The sequence below is a fragment of the Catenovulum adriaticum genome (genome assembly GCF_026725475.1).
Lineage (GTDB): Bacteria > Pseudomonadota > Gammaproteobacteria > Enterobacterales > Alteromonadaceae > Catenovulum > Catenovulum adriaticum.
Genome location: NZ_CP109965.1, coordinates 57,429 through 79,601, shown reverse-complemented (window position 1 = coordinate 79,601; position 22,173 = coordinate 57,429). Strand labels below are relative to the sequence as shown.

Annotated in this window: 22 protein-coding genes and 1 rRNA gene; 13 read left to right on the top strand and 10 right to left on the bottom strand. The window is 39.7% G+C overall.

Annotation, left to right across the window (positions count from 1 at the left end; genetic code table 11):
• Positions 1-156 precede the first annotated feature (156 nt).
• Positions 157-1,688, bottom strand: a 16S ribosomal RNA gene (locus OLW01_RS00345).
• 468 nt (positions 1,689-2,156) lie between these two features.
• On the opposite strand from OLW01_RS00345, the gene OLW01_RS00340 reads away from it, so the two are divergent.
• Positions 2,157-2,684 (top strand): gamma carbonic anhydrase family protein, encoded by a 528-nt coding sequence (locus tag OLW01_RS00340; protein ID WP_268074608.1) that lies wholly within the window; start codon positions 2,157-2,159, stop codon positions 2,682-2,684.
• A gap of 35 nt (positions 2,685-2,719) precedes the next feature.
• Here the strand turns inward: OLW01_RS00340 and aroE are convergent, their stop codons facing one another.
• Positions 2,720-3,532, bottom strand: coding sequence for a shikimate dehydrogenase (gene aroE / locus OLW01_RS00335; RefSeq protein WP_268074607.1), 813 nt, complete (start codon positions 3,530-3,532; stop codon positions 2,720-2,722).
• A gap of 76 nt (positions 3,533-3,608) precedes the next feature.
• Here aroE and OLW01_RS00330 point away from each other — a divergent pair, with 76 nt between their 5' ends.
• Positions 3,609-3,992 (top strand): group II truncated hemoglobin, encoded by a 384-nt coding sequence (locus tag OLW01_RS00330; RefSeq protein WP_268074606.1) that lies wholly within the window; start codon positions 3,609-3,611, stop codon positions 3,990-3,992.
• Here OLW01_RS00330 and hemF read toward each other — a convergent pair.
• The 6 genes from hemF to OLW01_RS00300 all read right to left on the bottom strand — a co-directional run bounded on the left by hemF (position 3,979) and on the right by OLW01_RS00300 (position 9,179).
• The gene (hemF, locus tag OLW01_RS00325) at positions 3,979-4,896 is read right to left on the bottom strand and encodes an oxygen-dependent coproporphyrinogen oxidase (RefSeq protein ID WP_268074605.1); all 918 of its coding nucleotides are present in this window, start codon (positions 4,894-4,896) and stop codon (positions 3,979-3,981) included. The two genes, OLW01_RS00330 and hemF, sit on opposite strands and share 14 nt — an antisense overlap.
• A complete protein-coding gene (tsaC, locus tag OLW01_RS00320; protein WP_268074604.1) occupies positions 4,893-5,462 on the bottom strand; it encodes an L-threonylcarbamoyladenylate synthase type 1 TsaC in 570 nt (189 codons plus the stop codon). Before tsaC ends, hemF begins: the two co-directional genes overlap by 4 nt.
• A gap of 56 nt (positions 5,463-5,518) precedes the next feature.
• The gene (locus OLW01_RS00315) at positions 5,519-6,091 is read right to left on the bottom strand and encodes a DNA topoisomerase family protein (protein ID WP_268074603.1); all 573 of its coding nucleotides are present in this window, start codon (positions 6,089-6,091) and stop codon (positions 5,519-5,521) included.
• 44 nt (positions 6,092-6,135) lie between these two features.
• Positions 6,136-6,612, bottom strand: coding sequence for a DUF494 family protein (locus tag OLW01_RS00310; protein ID WP_268074602.1), 477 nt, complete (start codon positions 6,610-6,612; stop codon positions 6,136-6,138).
• A 2-nt stretch (positions 6,613-6,614) separates the two neighbouring features.
• On the bottom strand, positions 6,615-7,730 hold the full coding sequence (gene dprA / locus OLW01_RS00305; protein ID WP_268074601.1) for a DNA-processing protein DprA: 1,116 nt from the start codon (positions 7,728-7,730) through the stop codon (positions 6,615-6,617).
• A 351-nt stretch (positions 7,731-8,081) separates the two neighbouring features.
• A complete protein-coding gene (locus tag OLW01_RS00300) occupies positions 8,082-9,179 on the bottom strand; it encodes a LysM peptidoglycan-binding domain-containing protein (RefSeq protein WP_268074600.1) in 1,098 nt (365 codons plus the stop codon).
• 107 nt (positions 9,180-9,286) lie between these two features.
• On the opposite strand from OLW01_RS00300, the gene def reads away from it, so the two are divergent.
• The 4 genes from def to trkA are packed head-to-tail and all read left to right on the top strand — an operon-like array spanning position 9,287 to position 13,455.
• Positions 9,287-9,793, top strand: a complete 507-nt coding sequence (gene def, locus OLW01_RS00295; RefSeq protein ID WP_268076245.1) for a peptide deformylase — start codon at positions 9,287-9,289, stop codon at positions 9,791-9,793.
• A 23-nt stretch (positions 9,794-9,816) separates the two neighbouring features.
• Positions 9,817-10,755, top strand: a complete 939-nt coding sequence (fmt, locus tag OLW01_RS00290) for a methionyl-tRNA formyltransferase (protein WP_268074599.1) — start codon at positions 9,817-9,819, stop codon at positions 10,753-10,755.
• Positions 10,752-12,047 carry a 16S rRNA (cytosine(967)-C(5))-methyltransferase RsmB gene (gene rsmB / locus OLW01_RS00285; protein ID WP_268074598.1) on the top strand — a complete coding sequence of 432 codons (1,296 nt, stop codon included), beginning with the start codon at positions 10,752-10,754 and terminating at the stop codon, positions 12,045-12,047. The genes fmt and rsmB overlap by 4 nt, the downstream gene beginning before the upstream one ends.
• 22 nt (positions 12,048-12,069) lie before the next feature.
• A complete protein-coding gene (gene trkA / locus OLW01_RS00280) occupies positions 12,070-13,455 on the top strand; it encodes a Trk system potassium transporter TrkA (RefSeq protein WP_268074597.1) in 1,386 nt (461 codons plus the stop codon).
• Between the two features lie 144 nt (positions 13,456-13,599).
• Here the strand turns inward: trkA and OLW01_RS00275 are convergent, their stop codons facing one another.
• Positions 13,600-15,051 (bottom strand): TrkH family potassium uptake protein, encoded by a 1,452-nt coding sequence (locus OLW01_RS00275; protein ID WP_268074596.1) that lies wholly within the window; start codon positions 15,049-15,051, stop codon positions 13,600-13,602.
• Positions 15,052-15,053: 2 nt separating this feature from the next.
• Positions 15,054-15,665, bottom strand: coding sequence for a YigZ family protein (locus OLW01_RS00270; protein WP_268074595.1), 612 nt, complete (start codon positions 15,663-15,665; stop codon positions 15,054-15,056).
• Between the two features lie 116 nt (positions 15,666-15,781).
• On the opposite strand from OLW01_RS00270, the gene OLW01_RS00265 reads away from it, so the two are divergent.
• The 7 genes from OLW01_RS00265 to OLW01_RS00235 all read left to right on the top strand — a co-directional run bounded on the left by OLW01_RS00265 (position 15,782) and on the right by OLW01_RS00235 (position 21,754).
• On the top strand, positions 15,782-16,180 hold the full coding sequence (locus tag OLW01_RS00265) for a diacylglycerol kinase (RefSeq protein ID WP_268074594.1): 399 nt from the start codon (positions 15,782-15,784) through the stop codon (positions 16,178-16,180).
• Positions 16,181-16,705: 525 nt separating this feature from the next.
• Positions 16,706-17,338: a c-type cytochrome gene (locus tag OLW01_RS00260; protein WP_268074593.1), complete on the top strand. Its 633-nt coding sequence runs from the start codon at positions 16,706-16,708 to the stop codon at positions 17,336-17,338.
• Positions 17,339-18,062: 724 nt separating this feature from the next.
• Entirely contained in the window at positions 18,063-18,608 is a 546-nt protein-coding gene (gene yihI / locus OLW01_RS00255; RefSeq protein WP_268074592.1) for a Der GTPase-activating protein YihI, read from the top strand.
• A 4-nt stretch (positions 18,609-18,612) separates the two neighbouring features.
• On the top strand, positions 18,613-19,062 hold the full coding sequence (locus tag OLW01_RS00250) for a DUF2489 domain-containing protein (RefSeq protein ID WP_268074591.1): 450 nt from the start codon (positions 18,613-18,615) through the stop codon (positions 19,060-19,062).
• A gap of 164 nt (positions 19,063-19,226) precedes the next feature.
• On the top strand, positions 19,227-20,840 hold the full coding sequence (locus OLW01_RS00245; protein WP_268074590.1) for a coiled-coil domain-containing protein: 1,614 nt from the start codon (positions 19,227-19,229) through the stop codon (positions 20,838-20,840).
• Positions 20,840-21,151, top strand: a complete 312-nt coding sequence (locus tag OLW01_RS00240) for a putative signal transducing protein (protein ID WP_268074589.1) — start codon at positions 20,840-20,842, stop codon at positions 21,149-21,151. Before OLW01_RS00245 ends, OLW01_RS00240 begins: the two co-directional genes overlap by 1 nt.
• Before the next feature lie 18 nt (positions 21,152-21,169).
• A complete protein-coding gene (locus OLW01_RS00235; RefSeq protein WP_268074588.1) occupies positions 21,170-21,754 on the top strand; it encodes a YjaG family protein in 585 nt (194 codons plus the stop codon).
• The last annotated feature ends 419 nt before the right edge of the window (positions 21,755-22,173 follow it).

Sequence of the window (22,173 nt, the reverse complement as noted above, 5' to 3'; positions counted from 1 at the left end):
GAGCGTTGGATGTTAACGTTGCCGTTAAAAAAACCAAACTGAAGCATTGATGCAGTTTATTGCACCCCAACACTTGGGTTTGGTTTTTGCTTGCCTTTAAATTTGATAACCGTTTATTTATCTGTGTGAACACTGTGCACGTTTAATGAATTTTTGTAAGGAGGTGATCCAGCCCCAGGTTCCCCTAGGGCTACCTTGTTACGACTTCACCCCAGTCATGAACCACAAAGTGGTAAGCGCCCAATGTTAAGCTACCTACTTCTTTTGCAGCCCACTCCCATGGTGTGACGGGCGGTGTGTACAAGGCCCGGGAACGTATTCACCGCAGCATTCTGATCTGCGATTACTAGCGATTCCGACTTCATGGAGTCGAGTTGCAGACTCCAATCCGGACTACGAACAGCTTTAAGGGATTCGCACACTATCGCTAGTTAGCTGCCCTCTGTACTGTCCATTGTAGCACGTGTGTAGCCCATCCCGTAAGGGCCATGATGACTTGACGTCGTCCCCACCTTCCTCCGGTTTATCACCGGCAGTCTCCTTAGAGTTCCCGACCGAATCGCTGGTAACTAAGGATAAGGGTTGCGCTCGTTGCGGGACTTAACCCAACATTTCACAACACGAGCTGACGACAGCCATGCAGCACCTGTCTCACGATTCCCGAAGGCACACTAAAATCTCTTCTAGCTCTCGTGGATGTCAAGGGATGGTAAGGTTCTTCGCGTTGCATCGAATTAAACCACATGCTCCACCGCTTGTGCGGGCCCCCGTCAATTCATTTGAGTTTTAGCCTTGCGGCCGTACTCCCCAGGCGGTCTACTTATCGCGTTAGCTTCGCTACTCACGGATTAAATCCACAAACAGCAAGTAGACATCGTTTACGGCGTGGACTACCAGGGTATCTAATCCTGTTCGCTACCCACGCTTTCGCACCTCAGTGTCAGTAATGGGCCAGGGGGCCGCCTTCGCCACCGGTATTCCTTCAGATCTCTACGCATTTCACCGCTACACCTGAAATTCTACCCCCCTCTCCCTTACTCTAGCATGACAGTTCTGAATGCACGGCCGAGGTTGAGCCCCGGTTTTTCACACCCAGCTTATCACGCCACCTACGTGCGCTTTACGCCCAGTAATTCCGATTAACGCTTGCACCCTCCGTATTACCGCGGCTGCTGGCACGGAGTTAGCCGGTGCTTCTTCTGTCAGTAACGTCACAGTAAGTTGGTATTAACAACTTACCTTTCCTCCTGACTGAAAGTGCTTTACAACCCGAAAGCCTTCTTCACACACGCGGCATGGCTGCATCAGGGTTTCCCCCATTGTGCAATATTCCCCACTGCTGCCTCCCGTAGGAGTCTGGGCCGTGTCTCAGTCCCAGTGTGGCTGATCATCCTCTCAAACCAGCTAGAGATCGTCGCCTTGGTAGGCCATTACCCCACCAACTAGCTAATCTCACTTGGGTTCATCTCGTCGCAGGAGCCATAAAGGCCCCCTTTAACCCGTAGGTATTATGCGGTATTAGCCATCGTTTCCAATGGTTATCCCCCACAACGAGGCAGATACCCAAGCATTACTCACCCGTCCGCCGCTCGACGCCTGAGAGCAAGCTCTCATCGTTTCCGCTCGACTTGCATGTGTTAGGCCTGCCGCCAGCGTTCAATCTGAGCCATGATCAAACTCTTCAAAAAAGTTTTTAAATCTTGCTCAATTAACTCAAAATCACATTTTCATGTGAGCCTGAATAAATTGATAAATTGTTCATTCATCAAATCTATGCCAGTGCTCACACAGATAAATAAGGTTACCTAATTTTTAAAGAACGTTGCGGATATTCCGCTGCTTCTTACCGAAGCGAGGCCGCGCATTCTACGCTGTCCTCTTTTGTTGTCAAGCCTTTATTTTTCGTTATTGATATTTAACGTTAAACAGGCCTTTTCAACGGTTTGAACTCTATTGAGCTGCGCATTCACTCGCTGATGTTTGTCTGCGTGTTGCTGCGTTGTGGGGGCGCATTATAGGGACTAATTAAACCCCGTCAACGCTTTTTTTGAATTTATTTGAAATTAAAGTTTGTTTGCTTAATTAACCTACAACTTGCTTATTTATTGGCTTTGTGTCTAACTTACACCTACCTTTTACCAACAAATTTATGACATATGAAAGCTCACCGAAGTTATAAAAAAATTTCACCCACCATAGCTAACACTGCGTACGTTGATGAGAGCGCTGTTTTGATTGGTGATATAGTAATAGATCAAGATTCCAGCGTTTGGCCATTAGTTGCCGCAAGGGGCGATGTTAATTATATAAAAATAGGTCAAAGAACCAATATACAGGATGGCTCAGTTTTACACGTTACCCGCTCAAGCTTATCCAACCCTGACGGCTACCCACTTATTATTGGTGATGATGTCACTATTGGGCATAAGGCGATGCTTCATGGCTGTTATATCGCGAATCGAGTTTTAATTGGCATGGGTGCCATTGTATTAGACGGTGCGATTATCGAAGATGATGTGATGTTAGCTGCTGGTGCTTTAGTTGCCCCAAACAAAAAATTAGAATCAGGCTTTTTATATAAAGGAAGTCCGGCGACCCAAGCCAGAAAGTTAACTCAAGCCGAATTAGACTTTTTAAAACAATCAGCTTTGAATTATGTTGAATTAAAAGATGACTATTTATAAATAGTCATCTTTTATTCAAGTCAATTACACTAAAACTACAATTCACCACGTAATTTTTCGACAACAGCTAAAAGGTCAGGCTTAACGTTGCGCCATATATAAAAACTTTCAGCTGCTTGTCCAACTAACATTCCTAAACCATCAAGTGCTAATTTAACGCCATTTTGGTAGGCCCATTCAACAAATAAAGTTGGTTTATCACCATAAACCATGTCATAAGCATAAGCATTCTGTTTGAAAATTTTACTAGGTACTGCGGGTAATTCGTTTGTTAAGCTGGTCGAAGTAGAATTAATCACTAAATCATAGCTTTCGTCCAACTCATTAAAAGCTTTTGCCTCTATATTGCCAAAATGGCCAAAACGCTGGGCAAGCTCTGTTGCTTTGCTAACGGTTCTGTTTGCTATAACCAACATCCTAGGTTGTGATTGCAAGAGTGGTTGTATAACTCCACTGGCAGCACCACCGGCTCCAACTAATAAAATCGACATACCTTTTAAACAAATTCCATTAGCCAACAAATCATTTACTAAACCAGGGCCATCGGTTGTATCTGCTTCTATTGTTCCGTCTTCTAAAAAAGATAAGGTATTAGCGGCTTGCGCCAATTGCGCTCGCTCGCTCACTTTATTTGCTAAGTTGAATGCTCGCTCTTTAAAAGGCATAGTCACGTTACACCCTTTACCACCCGCTTTTATAAAATGAGCGATATCTTGCTCAAAGGTATCAAGTTCAGATAACTGGGAGGTATACTCAATAGCTTGATCTGTTTGTTTGGCAAACTCAGTATGAATCAAAGGTGATTTACTTTGTTTTATTGGGTTACCATATACTTTGTACTGATCCATTAGAATCCTAAATTATTACCGAGAGTTAAGTTTGTTTGGCATTAAAAAGATATTTTCGAAGAAAAACAAGTCTACTATGAATCAAAATACCCCTTATTACTTAATTGGCGGTGAAAAAGTTGTCTATCAACTTGCCAACCGATTTTACGATATAATGGAATCTGACCCGCACGCTGCAGATTTATTAGCCATTCATCCAAAACCACTAAATAGTGTCCGAGTGAGATTTTTTGAGTTTTTATCCGGTTGGTTAGGCGGGCCTGATTTATTTGTACAAAAATACGGTCATCCACGCTTAAGAGCTCGTCATTTGCCGTTTTCCGTGACAATTCACCAGAGAGATTTATGGATGTTGTGTATGAATCAAGCACTTGATGATGTCATTAAAAATGAGCAAATTCGCCGCGAGTTACAAAAAAGCTTTTATCAACTCGCGACCCACATGATTAATTCAAATTGAGCCAGTCTTGTGGTTTTAAATACCTTTCATATAATTTAGCCTCGGCACTACCGGGTTCTGGCTGGTAATTATATTCCCATCTGGCAAGTGGTGGCATTGACATTAAAATTGATTCTGTACGCCCACCACTTTGCAGGCCAAATAAAGTGCCACGATCAAATACCAAATTGAACTCAACATAACGACCCCGGCGATACAGTTGAAATTGACGCTGAGCTTCACTAAATTCAGTATTTTTACGTTTGTCGATAATAGGGACATAAGCATCAATAAAACCTAACCCCACTTTTTTAATATAATCAAAACACGTTTCAAAAGGCCATTGATTTAAATCATCAAAGAAGAGCCCACCTACGCCTCGGGTTTCTGCTCTATGTTTAAGGTAAAAATAATCATCACACCATTTTTTGTGCTCTGCATAAACCGTATTTCCAAATGGTTCACAAAGCTCATAGGCGGTTTTATGCCAGTGAACAACATCTTCTTCAAAAGGGTAATAGGGCGTTAAATCAAACCCACCGCCGAACCACCAGACAGGCACTTCACCCTCTTTTTCTGCTATAAAAAATCGTACATTTGCATGTGATGTTGGAATGTTAGGGTTTTTAGGGTGGATAACCAAAGACACGCCACAGGCTTGCCAACTTCTCCCCGCCAATTCAGGACGATGTGCCGTTGCAGATGGAGGCATTGTACTGCCAAAAACATGTGAAAAATTTACGCCACCTTGCTCAATCACATTACCATTTGTCATAACTCGAGTTCGGCCACCTCCGCCCTCTTCTCTTCGCCACGCATCTTCCACAAATTTAGCGCCACCATCTGATACTTCTAATGATTGGCAAATTTGATCCTGTAGTGCTAATAAGAATGTTTTGACTTGATTGATATCAACTTGACTCATGATCTAAATACTTCTTGTGTTAACGGGTTGATGATTGTACTAGGTTTATCTGATTGGCCTATTTGACCTGGGACAATAAAATCGACTTTATCTGAAAAAATTTGCTCAACTTCACTAAATGATTTAGCTGATGGCTGACCGGATAAATTAGCACTCGTTGACACAATAGGTTTACCAAATTGGCGACATAATTCTCGCGCAATAGGATGGTTGGTCACTCTCACTGCAATTGTAGAAAACTGACCTGTTAATAGTGATGATACAGAATTAAGTGTTGGCAATAATAAAGTATAAGGACCAGGCCAATGGGATAAAACTTGATACCGTTTATCCTGAGGAATTTTGCTGTCATCAACATAACGCATCAGTTGCGAATAGTCACTCGCAATAAGAATAACGCCTTTTTCTTTTGGTCTTTGCTTTAATTGAAGAATTTTTTCAACCGCAGGGAAATTATCAGGATCACAGCCTAAACCGAAACAAGACTCAGTAGGATAAGCCACAACCCCACCCTGAGTTAATGCGTCAACGGCACCCGTGTAAATGCTTTGCTTAGTTTCAGACATAAAATGGGTTTAAATAAATTGAAATACAAGGATTATATACCGAACACAAATAAAAGCTAATTTGCAGGCTCAATTTTACAGCCACACTTTTTTTGTGGACACACCCATTGAATTTTACCTCTAAGCTTTTTTTCCACCATAATTGGCCAACTACAATCAGGGCATGAATGAGAGACGGGTTGGTAATTTAAAGCATACTTGCATTTAGGGTAAGCTGAGCAGGCATAAAATAACTTTCCAAATCTGTTTTGCCGCTGAATTATTTCGCCTGATTGGCATTTAGGACAAGTAATATCGGTTGTTTGGGTTTCAGCTTGATCAGTATGATCCACAAAGTCGCATTCAGGGTACTGAGTGCAGCCAATAAAAATACCATAACGACCATGCTTAACAGCCAGTTCATGTTGGCATTTAGGGCAGGATGAACCTTCAATAATTTTATTGGTGTTATCTTGTTCTTGGTGTAAAGGCTTAATGTATTCACATTTAGGGTAAGTACTGCAACCTAAAAAAGGCCCTTTTTTACCACTTCGAAAAACAAGCTCGGCATTGCACTCAGGACAAGACTGAGTCTCTTTTTCGAGTGCAGCTGTTGATTGCTTAAATAATTCAGGTGCTTTATCTGACATACAGACACAATAACACTATCGCCAAACAAACACCAAAATAATCACTAATGCAACATACCTTCTGGTTCTTCAAACACCAATTCTTCCATTTGGTTATAAGCAGTTTCATGTCCAGGAACATTAAATAAAACCATCAAAATAACCCATTTAAGATCGTCCAATAAAAACTCAGGTGTTTCTAGTTCCATTACTCTATCGATAACCATTTCACGGGTTTCTATATCAAGCACATTAATTTGCTCTAAAAACAGAATGAACCCTTGGCTTTTAGCATCTATGCGCATTTTCTCATCTTCGGTATAAACCCGAACTGAGGGACTGTGCGATGCTTTAGTTAAATAGGGAATGGTATCTGCGTTTTGTAAATCTGCCAGCTTTTCAAGCCAATGCAAAGCCTTGTAGATTTCGTCAACTTCGAAACCTGCTTTAAGTAATTCATCCGTTAGCTGGTCGTGATCAACCATCACCTCAGCTTCGCTATGAACATAGTTTTCAAACAAGTACATGAGGATATCAAACATATCTATTCCCTCCTCAATCGAATGTAACCACCCGAAGTAGCAGCAATGAGACCTTGTAATTCAAGATCCAGAAGTTGAGATAAAACCATATCGACGGGTTGTTGTGTCCTTTCGACTAACTCATCAATCGAAGTCACCTCATAATCTAACTTAACCAACAATTCGTTACTTGTGAAGTTTTCTTTATTATTTTTTTCATTATTTTGAGAAAAAAGCGATAAATTTACCGTCTTAGCATGTTCCGGCAACTCTTCGAGCAAGTCTTCTATAGTTTGTACTAATTTAGCGCCTTGTTGGATCAATTGGTGACAACCTTTACTTCTAGGGTCGTGAATACTACTTGGGATAGCAAATATTTCTCGATTTTGTTCTAACGCAAATTTAGCCGTAATGAGCGAACCGCTTTTTAACGCCGCCTCTACCACTAAAACGCCTAAACTTAACCCACTAATGATTCTATTTCGCCTAGGAAAGTGCTGAGCTCTAGCTTGAGTTCCTGGAGGAAATTCCGATACAACCAGACCTGAGTCTATAATTTTTTGATATAGCTGAAAATTGCGTTTAGGGTAAATTACATCAGGGCCTGTTCCTAATACTGCAATGGTTTTACCATTCGCTTCAAGTGCCCCTTTGTGTGCATGGCCATCAATGCCTGCAGCAAAACCGCTGGTTACTACCAGTCCATTTTGAGTTAATGCTTTGGCAAATTGGAAAGCATTGTCTTGCCCATAAAGTGAAGCACTACGGCTACCAACTAAAGCTACTTGAGCTTGGTTTAACAACTCAGGCTCACCAATAGCAAACAAAACCAGAGGTGGTGAACTTATTTGTTTTAGTCGCTCAGGATAGGCTTCACTTTGATAATGAATAATATGATGGCTGGAATGTTGTCGCTGCCAATTCAGTAAACGTTCAATTTCAGCAAAATTAATATGATTAATGGTATTAATTTGCTCAGGCTTAAATCCATAACCCGCTAACGATGTCGAATCACTTGCAAATAGCTCAGGTAAGCTTTTGAATTCTAATATTTTTAAAAGCTGACTAACTCTTAACCCTTTGATTTGCTTAACCGCAAGCCAGTGCGATGTTAATGTATCAATTGCATCCGTTTGCATAAATCATCCCAAAAAATAATCCCTTCTTTTCAGCATAGTTGAATGTTTAGGGTCTGTTAACCTTTTGGGTACAATTTTGCAGCAGTTTGTTTGGTATTTATACAAGGTATAGCGATTGACGTAACGCAGAAGAAATGCTAAACAAACGCTGCCCTTCGGGTTCGTTCTAAATGCTTTTTGCTCTGTTGCCTGCATGGATGCAGATACTTAGCGTGAGCAGGATGCGGTAGCTGTGCTCGATATTGACATAGAATAACTATGCTATATATCTCGCGTCGCGATCAAAAAGCGTTTAGTTAGAACAAAATTTGTACTCCAAACGTCAAAAGACCCTAATAAGCTCAAGCTTAATTAAGGTCGATTAACTTTATCTCCCAGCGCTAACGCTTTTTGAATTTGGGTGACAAAAGCATAACTCGCGGTTGGATACGCTTTAAACACAACTAAATGTCCAATTTTTTCAATCGGCATAGTTTCAGCGTCAGGCGCCAACTTGTGGATTAACTGATTCCATTTATCGGCATCTTCATAATAAACCGGCTTGCCATCTTTCATTAATACATCAGGGCTTTGTCGGTAAACGCCAAGTACATGGCCGCTTTTTAATCCTATATCAGACCCTGCATTAATGGTAACAACTTCGTGCTGACCAAATTCACGGAACTTAGAAGCAGATGCAATAATTTCTGCATCCAAATTTGACGATAATTCAGATAATTGAAAATAGGCTGGTAATGATTGATCTTCTAACATAGAGAATAATCGCTCACCTGGTTTGATTTCAGTTTTATTAGATACAACCGTCAATCGGCTCACATTATCATTAGAGTTCAACACTCTTGCTGTACCAGTTAAGACTAATTCAACCAAAGACTTGTTATTTTGATTGAGTTGTTCATTTTCAACTTGTTTGTAAATTCCGTACAAATGATTCGCAATTAAATTGCCTTTTGCATAAATTAAATCACCTGTGACTTTATTTTTAGTATTAGTATCCCCACCTAACACCATAGGAGCAAACTGAAACTCTGAGGCCGGTAACAATCGTCGATTTGATAAGTAAGGTGCAATGGTATTAAGCGGGATGCTAGTAATTGCATTGGCATCTTTTGGGGTAATTCGCTTTCCGGGCGAGAGTTTAAATTGTTTTTTAGCTCGATTAGATTTTGGGTTAACAACTAACCTAGGTTCACCTTGGCTGTTATATTGAAGAGATAAAATATCGCCAGGGTAAATCAAATGAGGGTTTTCTATTTGTAAGTTCATTCCCCATAACTTTGGCCAGTTCCATGGTGATTTTAAATACAAAGTGGAAATATCCCATAAGGTATCACCCTTTTTAACGACGTAACGTTCAGGCGCATCGGATTTTAACTTGAGTGTATCTGCAAACGAAAAAGCACTCACAAAACACATAGTAAAGAAAAAAATACGAGTTAACTTAAGCATACGCTTTCCTTGTTGAACGATTTATTAGCCATGGTAGCAATAAAAAGGTTAAAATGTTTAACAAATATACCCAAAATTTCATTAACGTACAGAAACATCACAAAATTATGTCAATTTATCAAGTATTAAAATATCCAGACGAACGATTACGCACTGTCGCAAAACCAGTTGCTGAAGTAACAGCTGAAGTAAAACAGATTTGTGACAATATGATCGAAACCATGTATCAAGCCCAAGGTGTAGGCTTAGCCTCAACTCAAGTTGATGTTATTGAAAGAATTTTTGTTGCTGATTGCAGCGAAGATCAAGATCAGCCTTTGGTATTTATTAATCCTGAAATTATCGCAAAAAAAGGCGAACGTATTCATGAAGAAGGCTGCCTCTCGTTTCCAGGAGTTTATGCCAAAGTAGAACGAGCAGACGAAGTGACAGTCACTGCCTTAGATAAAAATGGTGAACAATTTACCATGGACGCCGATGGTTTAATGGCAATTTGCATTCAGCACGAACTTGACCATTTAGATGGCAAACTATTTGTTGATTATTTATCGCCGTTAAAGCGTCAAATGATCCGTAAAAAATTAGATAAAGAAGCCAAGCTGGCTGCCCGATAATCAAAACAAAATAGGTTAACACTTTGCCTTTGAAAATAGTTTTTGCAGGAACGCCTGACTTCGCTGCGCGCCATTTAGAATCCTTGATAAACTCAGAGCATCAAGTGATTGCCGTTTATAGTCAACCTGACAGACCAGCGGGTCGTGGTAAAAAATTACAAGCTTCGCCCGTAAAGCAGCTAGCCCAATCGCATGATATAAGGGTGTATCAACCTGAAAATTTTAAATCAGACGAAGCGCAAAACCAGCTAGCCCAATTAAATGCAGATTTAATGGTTGTGGTCGCTTATGGGCTATTATTGCCTCAGGTTATCTTAAACACGCCTAAATTAGGTTGCATCAATGTACATGGCTCCTTATTACCAAGATGGCGAGGAGCCGCCCCAATTCAAAGAGCAATTTGGGCTGGTGACAAAGAAACCGGAGTGACCATTATGCAAATGGATGTAGGCTTAGACACGGGTGATATGTTGCTATCCCAAGCTGTACCCATTGACGATTCAGATACATCTGCAAGCTTATATGAAAAACTAGCTGATATAGGTCCACAAGCTTTACTTAAATCGCTCGAACAAATTGAAAGCCAACAAGCTTGCCCAATAAAACAAGATGATGACTCAGCTAACTATGCAAAAAAACTCAATAAAACAGAGGCGCTTATTGATTGGTCATTAGCAGCCAAACAATTAGAGAGAAATGTCCGTGCTTTTACACCTTGGCCAATGGCGTATTTTAAGTTAAATGATACGGCAATAAAGGTACACCAAGCCAACTTAGTTAACCTTGATAACAACCATCCCCCCGGCACTATTTTGCAAGTAGACAAAACTGGCGTAATAGTTCAAACCGGAAATCAAGCTCTCAAGTTAACCCAACTGCAGCTACCCGGTAAAAAAGCTTTACCTGTTGCTGATATTTTAAATGCCAGACAAGATTGGTTTCTTCAAGGAGCTCAACTTTGAGCATAAATACCCGAGCTATCAGCGCCAATATTATTTATTCTGTATTAGATAAACAGCAGTCGCTAAGCCAATGTTTTGAGCAACATACCAACACATTAACAGCCAGCCAACGAGGCCAATGCCAAGACTTTGTTTATGGTGTTTTACGCCAATATAGCCAGTTTAATTATTTTATAAACCAGTTAACCCACACTAAAATCAAACCTGAATTTAACTTAGTGCGATACTTAATTGCGATTGGTTTTTATCAAATAGATCAGGAAAGAGTGGCCGACCATGCCGCGGTAGGTGAAACTGTTGAAGCTTGCAAACAGCTTAATTTTAGTGGGTTTTCTAGCTTAGTTAATGCATTACTACGCAGCTACCAGCGAGAACAACAAAGCTTAAATGAAAAGCTCAATGCAGCTCCAGCACAAATAACGAGTGCGCATCCAGACTGGCTGCTAAAAAGATTAAAGACCGCCTACCCTAAAGGCTGGAAAAAAATCATCAAACAAAATCTAGCTAAGCCCCCATTTTGGATAAGAATAAATCAACGTAAACAAACAACAGATGATTTTATTCAAAAATTAACAGCAGCTGAAATTCCCTTCACACAAGATAATAAACAAGCAGAAACGCTACTATTAGATAATGCAGTTTCCGTAGATACCCTGCCTGATTTTTTTGAAGGTAGTTGCTCCGTTCAAGATGCAGCCGCCCAACAAGCGGCCAGATTATTAGGCGCAATGGACGGTGAAAAAATACTAGATGCTTGTGCGGCACCTGGCGGTAAAACAGCTCACATTTTAGAAATGGCGAATGTTGAATGTGATGCCTTAGATATTGATGAAAAACGTTTAAACCGTGTTAGTCAAACGATGCAACGATTAAATTTAAACTGTAATATTTTACAAGGTGACGCCAGCAAAAATGATTGGTGGGACGGTCAACAGTATGACCGGATTTTGTTAGATGCTCCATGTTCTGCAACAGGCGTCATTCGTCGGCATCCTGATATTTTATATCTTAGAAAAGATTCAGATATCAAAGCTTTAAGCGAACTCCAGCAAGAAATTTTAAAAAACATGTGGTCATTATTAAAACCAGGCGGCGTACTATTATACGCAACGTGTTCAATACTACCTGATGAAAATAAAAAACAAATTACGCAGTTTTTAAATTCACAACAAGATGCCAAACTCGACCCTATATTTAGCAGTGAAAATATAGAAGATCCAGGCTGGCAAATATTACCCGGCAGTCAAAATATGGATGGGTTTTATTACGCTCGTTTAATCAAACAATCATAACCAGTAGCGATTCGAAACAGCGATGAAAATAATAATATTAGGCGCAGGTCAAGTAGGTGCAACTTTAGCTGAAAACCTAGTCGGTGAACACAAAAGTAAAAACGACATAACTCTTGTTGACAATGACGCCTCAAGGCTTCACGAATTACAAGATAAACTCGATATTCAGGTAATCACCGGCCATGCCAGTCACCCAGATGTGTTACGCCGAGCAGGGGCTGAAGACGCCGATTTACTCGTAGCCGTCACTAACAGTGATGAAACCAACATGGTTGCCTGCCAAATTGCTTATACCTTGTATCATACGCCAAATAAAATTGCCCGAATTCGCTCGCACCAATACACCCGATACCGTCAGCAATTATTTCATAACCATGATATGCCAGTTGATAATATTATTTCACCCGAGCAACTGGTCACCAAATATATAAAGCGTTTAATTGACTATCCGGGTGCACTGCAAGTCATGGGGTTTGCCGGCGGTAAAGCCAGTTTAGTAGCAGTAAAAGCTTATTACGGCGGCATGTTAGTAGGACACGCGCTTTCGGCATTACGAGATCATATGCCAAATGTAGAAACCCGAGTTGCAGCTATTTATCGACAAGGCAAACCCATTCGCCCGTTAGGTACCACAGTGATAGAAGCCGATGATGAGGTTTTTTTCATCGCGGCAACTAAACACATACGAGCTGTGATGAGTGAGCTACAAAAACTCGAAGCTTCATATAAACGAATTATGATTGCAGGCGGTGGTAATATTGGTGAAGGATTAGCAAGACAACTGGAAAGCAATCATAAAGTTAAACTAATTGAAAGAAACCCCGAGCGCGCTGCCTATTTGTCTGAGCACCTTGAAAATACCATCGTATTTTGTGGTGATGCATCTGATCCAGAGCTGCTTAGCGAAGAGCATATAGAGCAAGTTGACGTTTTTATTGCCGTTACCAATGATGATGAAGCAAACATTATGGCAGCCATGTTAGCAAAACGTTTAGGTGCACAAAAAACCATGGTTCTCATTCAGCATGGTGCTTATGTCGATTTAGTGCAAGGGGGCGAAATTGATATAGCGATATCGCCACAACAAGCCACCATATCTGCCCTACTAACTTATGTTCGTAAAGGGGATATTGTAAATGTTTACTCACTACGCCGTGGCGCGGCAGAAGCAATAGAAGCCATAGCACATGGTGATAAAGAAACCTCAAAAGTGGTAGGCCGAGCCATAAAAGAAATTAAACTACCACCTGGCACAACAATAGGTGCAATAGTGCGTAAAGATGAAGTGATTATTGCGCACAATAATACGGTGATAGAATCAAATGACCATGTAATTTTGTTTTTGGTAGAGAAAAAATACGTCAATGATGTTGAAAAGCTCTTCCAACCTTCCGCTATCTTTTTCTAAATAAGCTTTCTAACCTAGTTTAGCTGAATTGCGTTTTAAACTGAGTATATTTTAGCTAAGTGATAGACCTAAGGCTGTTGGCATGTCTTAGGTCAATTTAAACTAACTCAGTGCTAAACTCCCGTAAAAATCTAAACTAACAAATTATGAACGCCAAAAGGTTGGTGTAAATAAAACCAGCAAAGTAAATATCTCAAGCCGACCAAATATCATAGCTACGACTAAAATATTTTTTGCGGCATCTGGAATATCACCAAAATGAGCAGAAACAGCGCCTAACCCTGGGCCAAGGTTATTTAAACAGGCAACGGTTGCAGAAAATGCGGTTAAGTCATCTAATCCTGTCGCTATTAACGAAATCATAATCACCACAAACACTAACGCATAAGCTGAGAAAAACCCCCAAACCGCATCTATTACCTTATCCGGTAGTGCTTTTCGACCAAGTTTAATTGAATAAACCGCTTTAGGATGCACCAAACGGTTCAGTTCACGCACACCTTGCAAGTACAATAAAATCACCCGCACTACCTTTAAACCACCACCAGTAGAACCCGCACAGCCACCGATAAAGCTTGAAAAGATGAGCAATATAGGCAAAAACAAGGGCCACTGTGAAAAAGTATCAGTAGCAAAACCTGCCGTTGTACTAATAGATACCGCCTGAAAAGCTGCTTGATTTAACGCAGTTTCAGGTGATTGATAAACCTGATTATCTAATAACACCCAAAACGAAACGAGCGTAATAGCCAACTGAATTCCTAAAAAAACTTTAAATTCGGGATCTTTCAAGTAATTTAAAATAGAACGGCTTTTTAATACCCCGTAGTGCAGAGCAAAGTTAACCCCAGAAATTAATAAAAAGATAATACAAATCCAATTAATCCACGGGCTATTAAAATAACCTATACTGGCATCATGAGTTGAAAACCCGCCGATTGCTATGGTGGAGAATGAATGGCAAATAGCATCAAACGCACTCATTCCGGCTATCCAATAAGCCACAGCACAAACAATAGTTAAAGCTAAATAAATAAACCATAAATGTTTGGCTGTATCTGCAATTCGGGGGGTCATTTTTGAGTCTTTAACCGGGCCGGGGATCTCGGCTCGATATAACTGCAAGCCACCTATGCCTAACATAGGCAAAATCGCCACCGCTAAAACAATAATCCCCATCCCGCCAAACCATTGTAATTGCTGGCGATAAAACAAGACGGCTTTAGGGTAATTATCTAACCCTGTTAATACAGTTGCGCCTGTTGTAGTAAGACCTGAAAAACTCTCAAATATCGCATCCGCCATTGAAATACTAGGCGTATCTAAAAACGAAAAAGGCAACGCCCCCACTAATCCCAAAACAGACCAAAATAATACAACAATTAAAAAGCCTTCCCGCGCTTTTAAATCGCTTCTGTCATTTCTATTTGGATACCATAACAATAAACCACCAAACACAGTGGTGATAAACGCTAATAAAAACGCAAGCCCGCCGCCATCTTTATAAATCAGTGAGATCAAAGCCGGAGGCAACATAAAAATGCTAAAAATGCCAACCAAGATGCCTAATATTCGGGTGATAGCGCGATATTTCATTATTATTTCTGCTTTATTCGCTTTAAAGTAAGCTGCATGTCATTTAATTTAGTTTGTAAATTGTCGCTGTTCGCTTCAGTTAGCGCAAGCAACAATTCAACTTTATCTGAGTATTGAGTTTCAACAATATCGCCATCTAGTTGAGCTAACCAATATTGAATTTGATCCCATTGTCCATATTCACAAACCAATTGATAATAATTTTTGGGAATCATCCAGCGAGTTTTCAGGTTACTTAGCGCAAGCTTAACACCACCGGCATACGCCTTAACCAATCCACCTGTACCTAACTTTACGCCACCAAAGTAACGAATAGATATAACCAAAATTTGACCTATACCAGCACCTTGCAAAACTGCCAGCATAGGTTTTCCAGCTGTTCCGCTAGGTTCTCCATCATCTGAAAACCCTACTTGGTTAAAATCTGCCGGACTTGAAGCAATAAAAGCAGAACAATGGTGTCGAGCATCCGGATACTCAGCTTTAACCGTTTTAATTATATCTTTAGCTTGATCGGCAGATTTAACAGGATACACCTGAGTAATAAATCGACTATTTTTAATTATTTCTTCGACCTGATGAAAATCTTCAGGTATCCAGTAGGCATTTGACATATTTAATAGCTAAAAACGCATTAATGTCATCAGGAATTCATTAAAGCGTTATTGTAAGTTAACGTAAAATCATTAAAACTAGGTTAACACAAAGCCAAGCAAAATTGAGCCACAAGATGACCGAACAACATAATGTCCCCACACTAAAACCAAACGGCAGTGGCTTAAGTAGAATCATTAAAGCCACTAGTTGCTCTTTTAAAGGTTTAAAAGCCGCATTCAAACATGAAGCCGCCTTTCGCCAAGAGCTATTGCTTTGCTTAGCATTAGTTCCAATTGCATTGCTAACCAGTGAATCTTTAACTCGATTTATGGCGCTCATTTCGGTTTTAATTTTGGTTTTAATCGTCGAGTTAATCAACTCAGCAATTGAAGCAACAGTTGATAGAATCAGTTTAGAACATCACAAACTGGCAGGCCGAGCAAAAGATATGGGCTCAGCAGCCGTTTCTCTGAGTTTATTAACTGCCCTAATCGTTTGGCTGGGGCATATTTATTTAACCATTTTTAACTAGGGCGTGTTGAACTTTTCTGTATGATTTTTCAGCGCGTTGTGCGGTATTTATACAATGAAGCACGATTGTAGTGTAGTTGTTCTACATAAATAAGTGCTGAGGCAGTAGAAATGCCGCACAAACGCTGCCCGAAGGGTTCGTCCTAAACGCTTTTTACTCTTTGTTGCCTGCATGGATGCAGGTACTTAGCGTGAGCAGGATGCGGTAGCTGTGCTGATTTTTGAGTTAGCCCGCTAGGCCTACAAACCAGCGCCGCGATTAAAAAGCATTTAGTTAGAACAAAATTTATACAACAAAGATCAACACGCCCTAATAAGCCCATAATATCGCTTTACCCTGCTGCTTAATTCCGGTAAAAAACAAAAAAATTGCGTTTAGATCAACGTAAACTTAATTTTCAAGGTTTTTACTTGGCTGGAATCGTGTAAAATACCGAAAATTTTACTGTGTAGTGGGTACCCTCGAATTACTTTGAGAAGAATGCACAGCCCTTTTTATTGATTATTAAAAAATGAGAACGGAGCCATGAAGAAAACTTCAATTGCATTAGCGATGTTTTTTGGTCTGACCGCAGCTAGTCAGGCATCTAGTATTTCAGGCGATGCCGACGCAGGTAAAGCAAAATCAGTAACATGCGCAGCTTGCCATAGTGTTGACGGTAACAGCGTTATTCCAGCAAATCCTAAATTAGCGGGTCAAAGCGCTGAATATCTTTATAAACAACTAAAAGATTTTAAACTAGCCGTCTCTACCGGTGGTGAAGAAGGCCGCTCAAACGCAATAATGGCAGGCATGGTTGCACCGTTATCTGACCAAGATATGAAAGATTTATCAGTCTATTTTGCAGCTCAAGAAACAAGTGTCGGCTCAACGCCAGAAGATATGATAGCAAAAGCCCAGCAATTATACCGTGCAGGCGACGCCAAACGCGGCTTAACAGCTTGTACTGCTTGTCATGGTCCAACTGGTAACGGTATGGGATTAGCTGGTTTTCCTAAATTATCTGGCCAAAACCAAGCCTATATTGAAGCACAGTTAAAAGCGTTTCGTAGTGGTCAGCGTAAAAATGACTTAAACGGCATGATGCAAGATATTGCGGCCAAGTTATCTGATCAAGATATAAAGTTATTATCTAATTACGTAGCGGGTTTACATTAATAACCTTTAGCCAGTTAGTCTAAGATTAACTGGCTGCCCCTCATTCGATGACAAAAATTATTCTGTAATTCAAGCTTTGATCCCACTACTACCTCTCATATCAAATTGAACTCATGCCCAGATCGTGAGATATTTCTCACAAACATTGTAAGACAATCTTGTGATTTAATATCAAATACAACCAACTTGATTCATAAAAGTGAAATAAATATCCTTTATTATCATAAACATATTTATTTACTTTAATAAAATACGAGTCATTTCACAGCTTTAATATAATATCGCTAATTGCTATTCACTTAGTTACCAGTAAGATAAGCAATGTTACACGGAGTAACGTCAACAGAAAAATAACAGGATAAAAAATTGGTAAGGAAACTCAGTAAGGAAGCATAAAAAACAAAGTGGACAATTTGGTTGAACAAGGATGGTTGATTTACGTTAAGGGTGACACATAAACCAATAAAACCATGGAAGACAAATAAACGTAATGGAGTTACTTTAATAAAAATTTGGAAATAATAAAAACACTGGGAGAGCAAAGACTGGGAATGTCTTAATTTATACGGAAGTGCGCTCAGATTTTCGATTTATCGCAAGATAACTTTTACAAGCGGCTTATGCCGCTTTTTTTATATCTACAAATAATTCCTGATGATACTTAGCTATTTAACCACAACATGATAAAATTAGCGCAACTAATTATTGCTAGGGCTATCGAATCATGACTCGCATAAAAAAAACACGCAAACTAGGCTCTTTAGGCCCAAGAAAAGCTGAAATCAGACCTGAAAAAAATACACACAGTACAAAAAAATCAGAGCGTAAGGGCTTAAAACCAGGCGCTAGAAATGCGCAATCACAAACTAACTTCGCAGATGCTGGTCACCAGCAAACACCAAAAGATGAGCGAATTGGTAGTAAAACGCCTATAAGCTTAAATCCTGAACCTGCTCAAACAGCAAATCAATCGCCTATCCACAAACAGCCACAAGCTAAAGTGAATAAGAATAAAAAAGCGGTAGAGCCAACTCAAGCATGGCAACAAGAATTACTCGCCTTGGAAGATAACGAGGCACTACAAACATTGTTAACTCGTTATGAGAACGATGAAAAACTCACAGCAACAGAACTCACTGAGCTGAATAAAAAAATGGCTCGTTATGCTTGGTTAATGGAAAAATTAGGTTTGAACGAAACGCCACAAGATGATGACGAAGCGCTCCTAAATGAGTGGGAAAACAGCCAACTAGAAGATAAAGATTTTTAATATTATGCAAACTTGGATTATTATTTTATTAATTACCGCCAGCCTAATTTTAATCGCATTAGCTTTTTACGCTGGCAAATTATTGTTTCAATTAAAAGCTCAAAATAAAGCCGTTCAAAAGGCGCGAGAAGATCGTGACAATAACATTATTGAAAGCATAAGAACCATAGCTCAAGCCATTGAATCAGAGCAATGTGAAACCAGTGAAGGCGCAATGCGCTTAGCGGTATTATTTGATCACCTGTCAAATTCAACAACCGCTAATTACCCACAACAATACCCTTGGGTTCATCAATTAAATGATAAAATAAAACATCTAGCTATTTTAGAAGCGCGTAAAGCTTTGCCGAAAAAAGAGCGAATGAAGCAAGATTTAGAACGTTACAAGGCTGAAGCCGAGTGTAAAGACGCAGTCAAAACCGAAGCAACTAAGATAGCCCAATTTTCGATGTAATGCTGATAATTCCCTAAACAACCTTAACCTTTTGGTTGTTTAGGGATAAAGCCAAGATAATAACGCTTTGGCTTCTCCCCCCTTCAAAAATCTAGCAATTCTTTTGGCGCTTTGTCTCCCGCCAGCTAAACTTAAGCTAATATAAAACAAGGAATGAGGTTAGGATGCAAACTAGCAAACAAACCGTTATTGAATTTGCTTTAAAACTCAGGCAGCAGGGAAAAATAGTCGACAGAACCGCGTTTAACCAACTTTGTGATTGGGATGAAATTGAAGAATGCATTCATATTTGGCAAAATTATTTAAAAAGCCAAGCCGAATCTAATACTGAATTAATTGATAACCGACTTTCAAAAAAACTGAACTCCAGCTTTTCAGCTTTATTACAGGATATTGAACAACAACAAACTGATTTTCAGCTCAGAGCAGAACAAAAAATAGAAGCTTTGCATTTGCAGTACAATACGCAGCATAACCAATCTTTAGCACAACAAAATAAACTGAACGCTACCTTGCATAAGGTTAAATCAGAATTGCATGAACAAAAAAGAATAGCTGATAAATTGCAAACAGAATACGACCTTATTTATTCGCAAGCAGAGCAAAGCCGCCACTTAATTGACCAAAAAGAAGAAGAAAACCGAGGCTTGTGGCGTCAGCTAGAAGAATTTAGCGCAGAACTTGAATCGCAAAAGGTCCAACTAGCAGAACAAATAACCTATCAAAAACAAAGTCAAGAAAACGAAACTCAACACCATCAGCAATTAGAGACTCAATGGCAACAGCAAGTTAAAATCAAAGAACAGCTTATTGCAAAACAACAATCGCAAATCAGTGAACTTAGTACCAAACTCGCGCAAGTCCAGCAAACACTCAGTTTTGCAAATGAACAACATCATAGCGATACACAAAAGCAACAAATAAACCAACATGACAATGCTCAAGCTTCATCAAACTTACACCAACAAATTTCACAATTAATTAGCGAGAATGACAAACTAAAAAGCCTACTTAAAAATCAAGAACAAAACCAAGCAAGTGAAAATCAACAAGTTGGCAGAAAGCAATCGGATTTAATTGAACAAAACACAAGATTAAACAAACATTTAGCTGAGAAAGATGAACAGCTCAAACAATTAAAAAACCACACCCAAACTCAGATAGAGTCTCTAACAAGGCAAAATAATGAATTAAAACAAACCCTCACTAGCCATCAAGAAAAGCAGCACGAACAAGCACTGCAGCTTCAGCAGTTGCATGATGAATACAAATATATTTTTGAAAAATCAGAGCAACAGCAACAACGTCAGTTAGAACACGAGCGATTTCAGCTTGAAAATGTCAGTGACCAGTTGAAAAAAGTGGAGCAAAAATTAACTGAAAGCCAACAAAAGCAGCAAAAGCAACACCTTCGATTTGACGAAGAAAAACAAATTCAAAATCAGCAAATAAAAAAACAAGATGAACTCATTCTATATTTACGTAACGAAGTGAATGAATATAAAAAACAACTGCACACAACTCAATTGATGCAACAAAGCATTGAAGATGAACGCAGCCTAAACCAAAGTAGAACAAGCCAATTACAGCAAAAATATCAAACAGAGATAGATAATGCACGGCAAACAATTAAAGCTTTACGAGATGAACTAAAACAATCGCATCAAACCCACCAACAAGCGCAAGAGGCAAAACAGGAACAAATAACTAATTACAGACTCAAATTTGAATATGCTGAAAAACAACTTAACCAATTACTACAGGCTGAAAAACAATAATGAAAGATCAGGCTTTAATTTACCAAGCATCAAATAATATTCAAGCTCATTGCCTTAAAGGCATGCTAGAGCAAACGGGAATAGCTGTTACCTTAACTGGCGAAGCGCTACAGGGAGCTGTTGGCGAACTACCAGCAACGGGCTTAACGGTAGATTTATATATCCATCACACGCACCTAGCTAAAGCAAAAAAACTGATTCAAGCATTCGAAAACACAACTCAAACCCAATGGCGCTGCCCAAATTGTCACGAAATAAATGAATCAACATTTGAAATTTGCTGGCAATGCAGTCATGATCCCCATTCGTAAACAGAACAAGATATAAAAATGAAAAAACCAGCAACATTTGCCCGTATCAAAGCACTCGATCCCAAGCAACAAATTGCCTTTAACCAAATGTTAATTAGCCGTATGTTACCCAATTATGAGTTATATCAAGAGCTAACCAACACTGGAGATATAAAGGTATTACACAATATTCATGAGCTGCTCTGGCAATGGCTATATACTGCAAAATTAAAAATAGACCAAGATATTCAACAAGAAAAAATAGAAGTCCTCATACCACAAGCACAACCAGATGATGGCATTGGCGTTTACGCAGCCATTGATGCAAGCATGGCGTTAATTGCGAACTTGGCGTTAATCTCTGACAGTGAATTCAGAAATAAAGAAGTCACTTACCCATCCCTTATTTCACAAGGTACAATAGAGCGGCTGTTAATTACCACCGCAGAAGTGGAGCATAGCCAAGAAGCCTTGGCACATCCGCATATGAAATGGGAAATAGAAACCCAAAACGAATTTTTAGATACGATAGAAAAAATAAAACATTTCAGTAAAGCCACCTGCCTTGAATTAAAAAAACAAGCATTAGCAGATGGTGTCAGCAACTTAGGGTTAGAAATATAACCCACTCAGAGAGCTTTAGACGCGGCGGTTATAAAGCTCTCTAAGGTCTGTTTATCTTTCGAGTGAAAATTTTGTTCTAGCTGAGCGCTTTCCAATCGTGGCGCGAAGGCTGTCGTATCGTTATTCTATATAAAAACCGAGCACAGCTACCGCATCCTGCTCGCGCTAAGTACCTGCATCCATGCAGGCAACAAAGGGTTGGAAGCACTCAGGACGAACCTGAAAGGCAGCATCCGTCTGGCTTTTCCATGGTTTTACCCCACATGGATTTGGGGTAAGATGACTTTGCAAGAGCACAAAGTCTTTATCGCTCATTTACGTAGCGCACTACAAGTCAATCGCTCTGCATTGTATAAAAACTAGATGGGTGCTGCAAAAATGAACGCGAAAGGTCAACAGGCTCTAGCATATAATCTTCA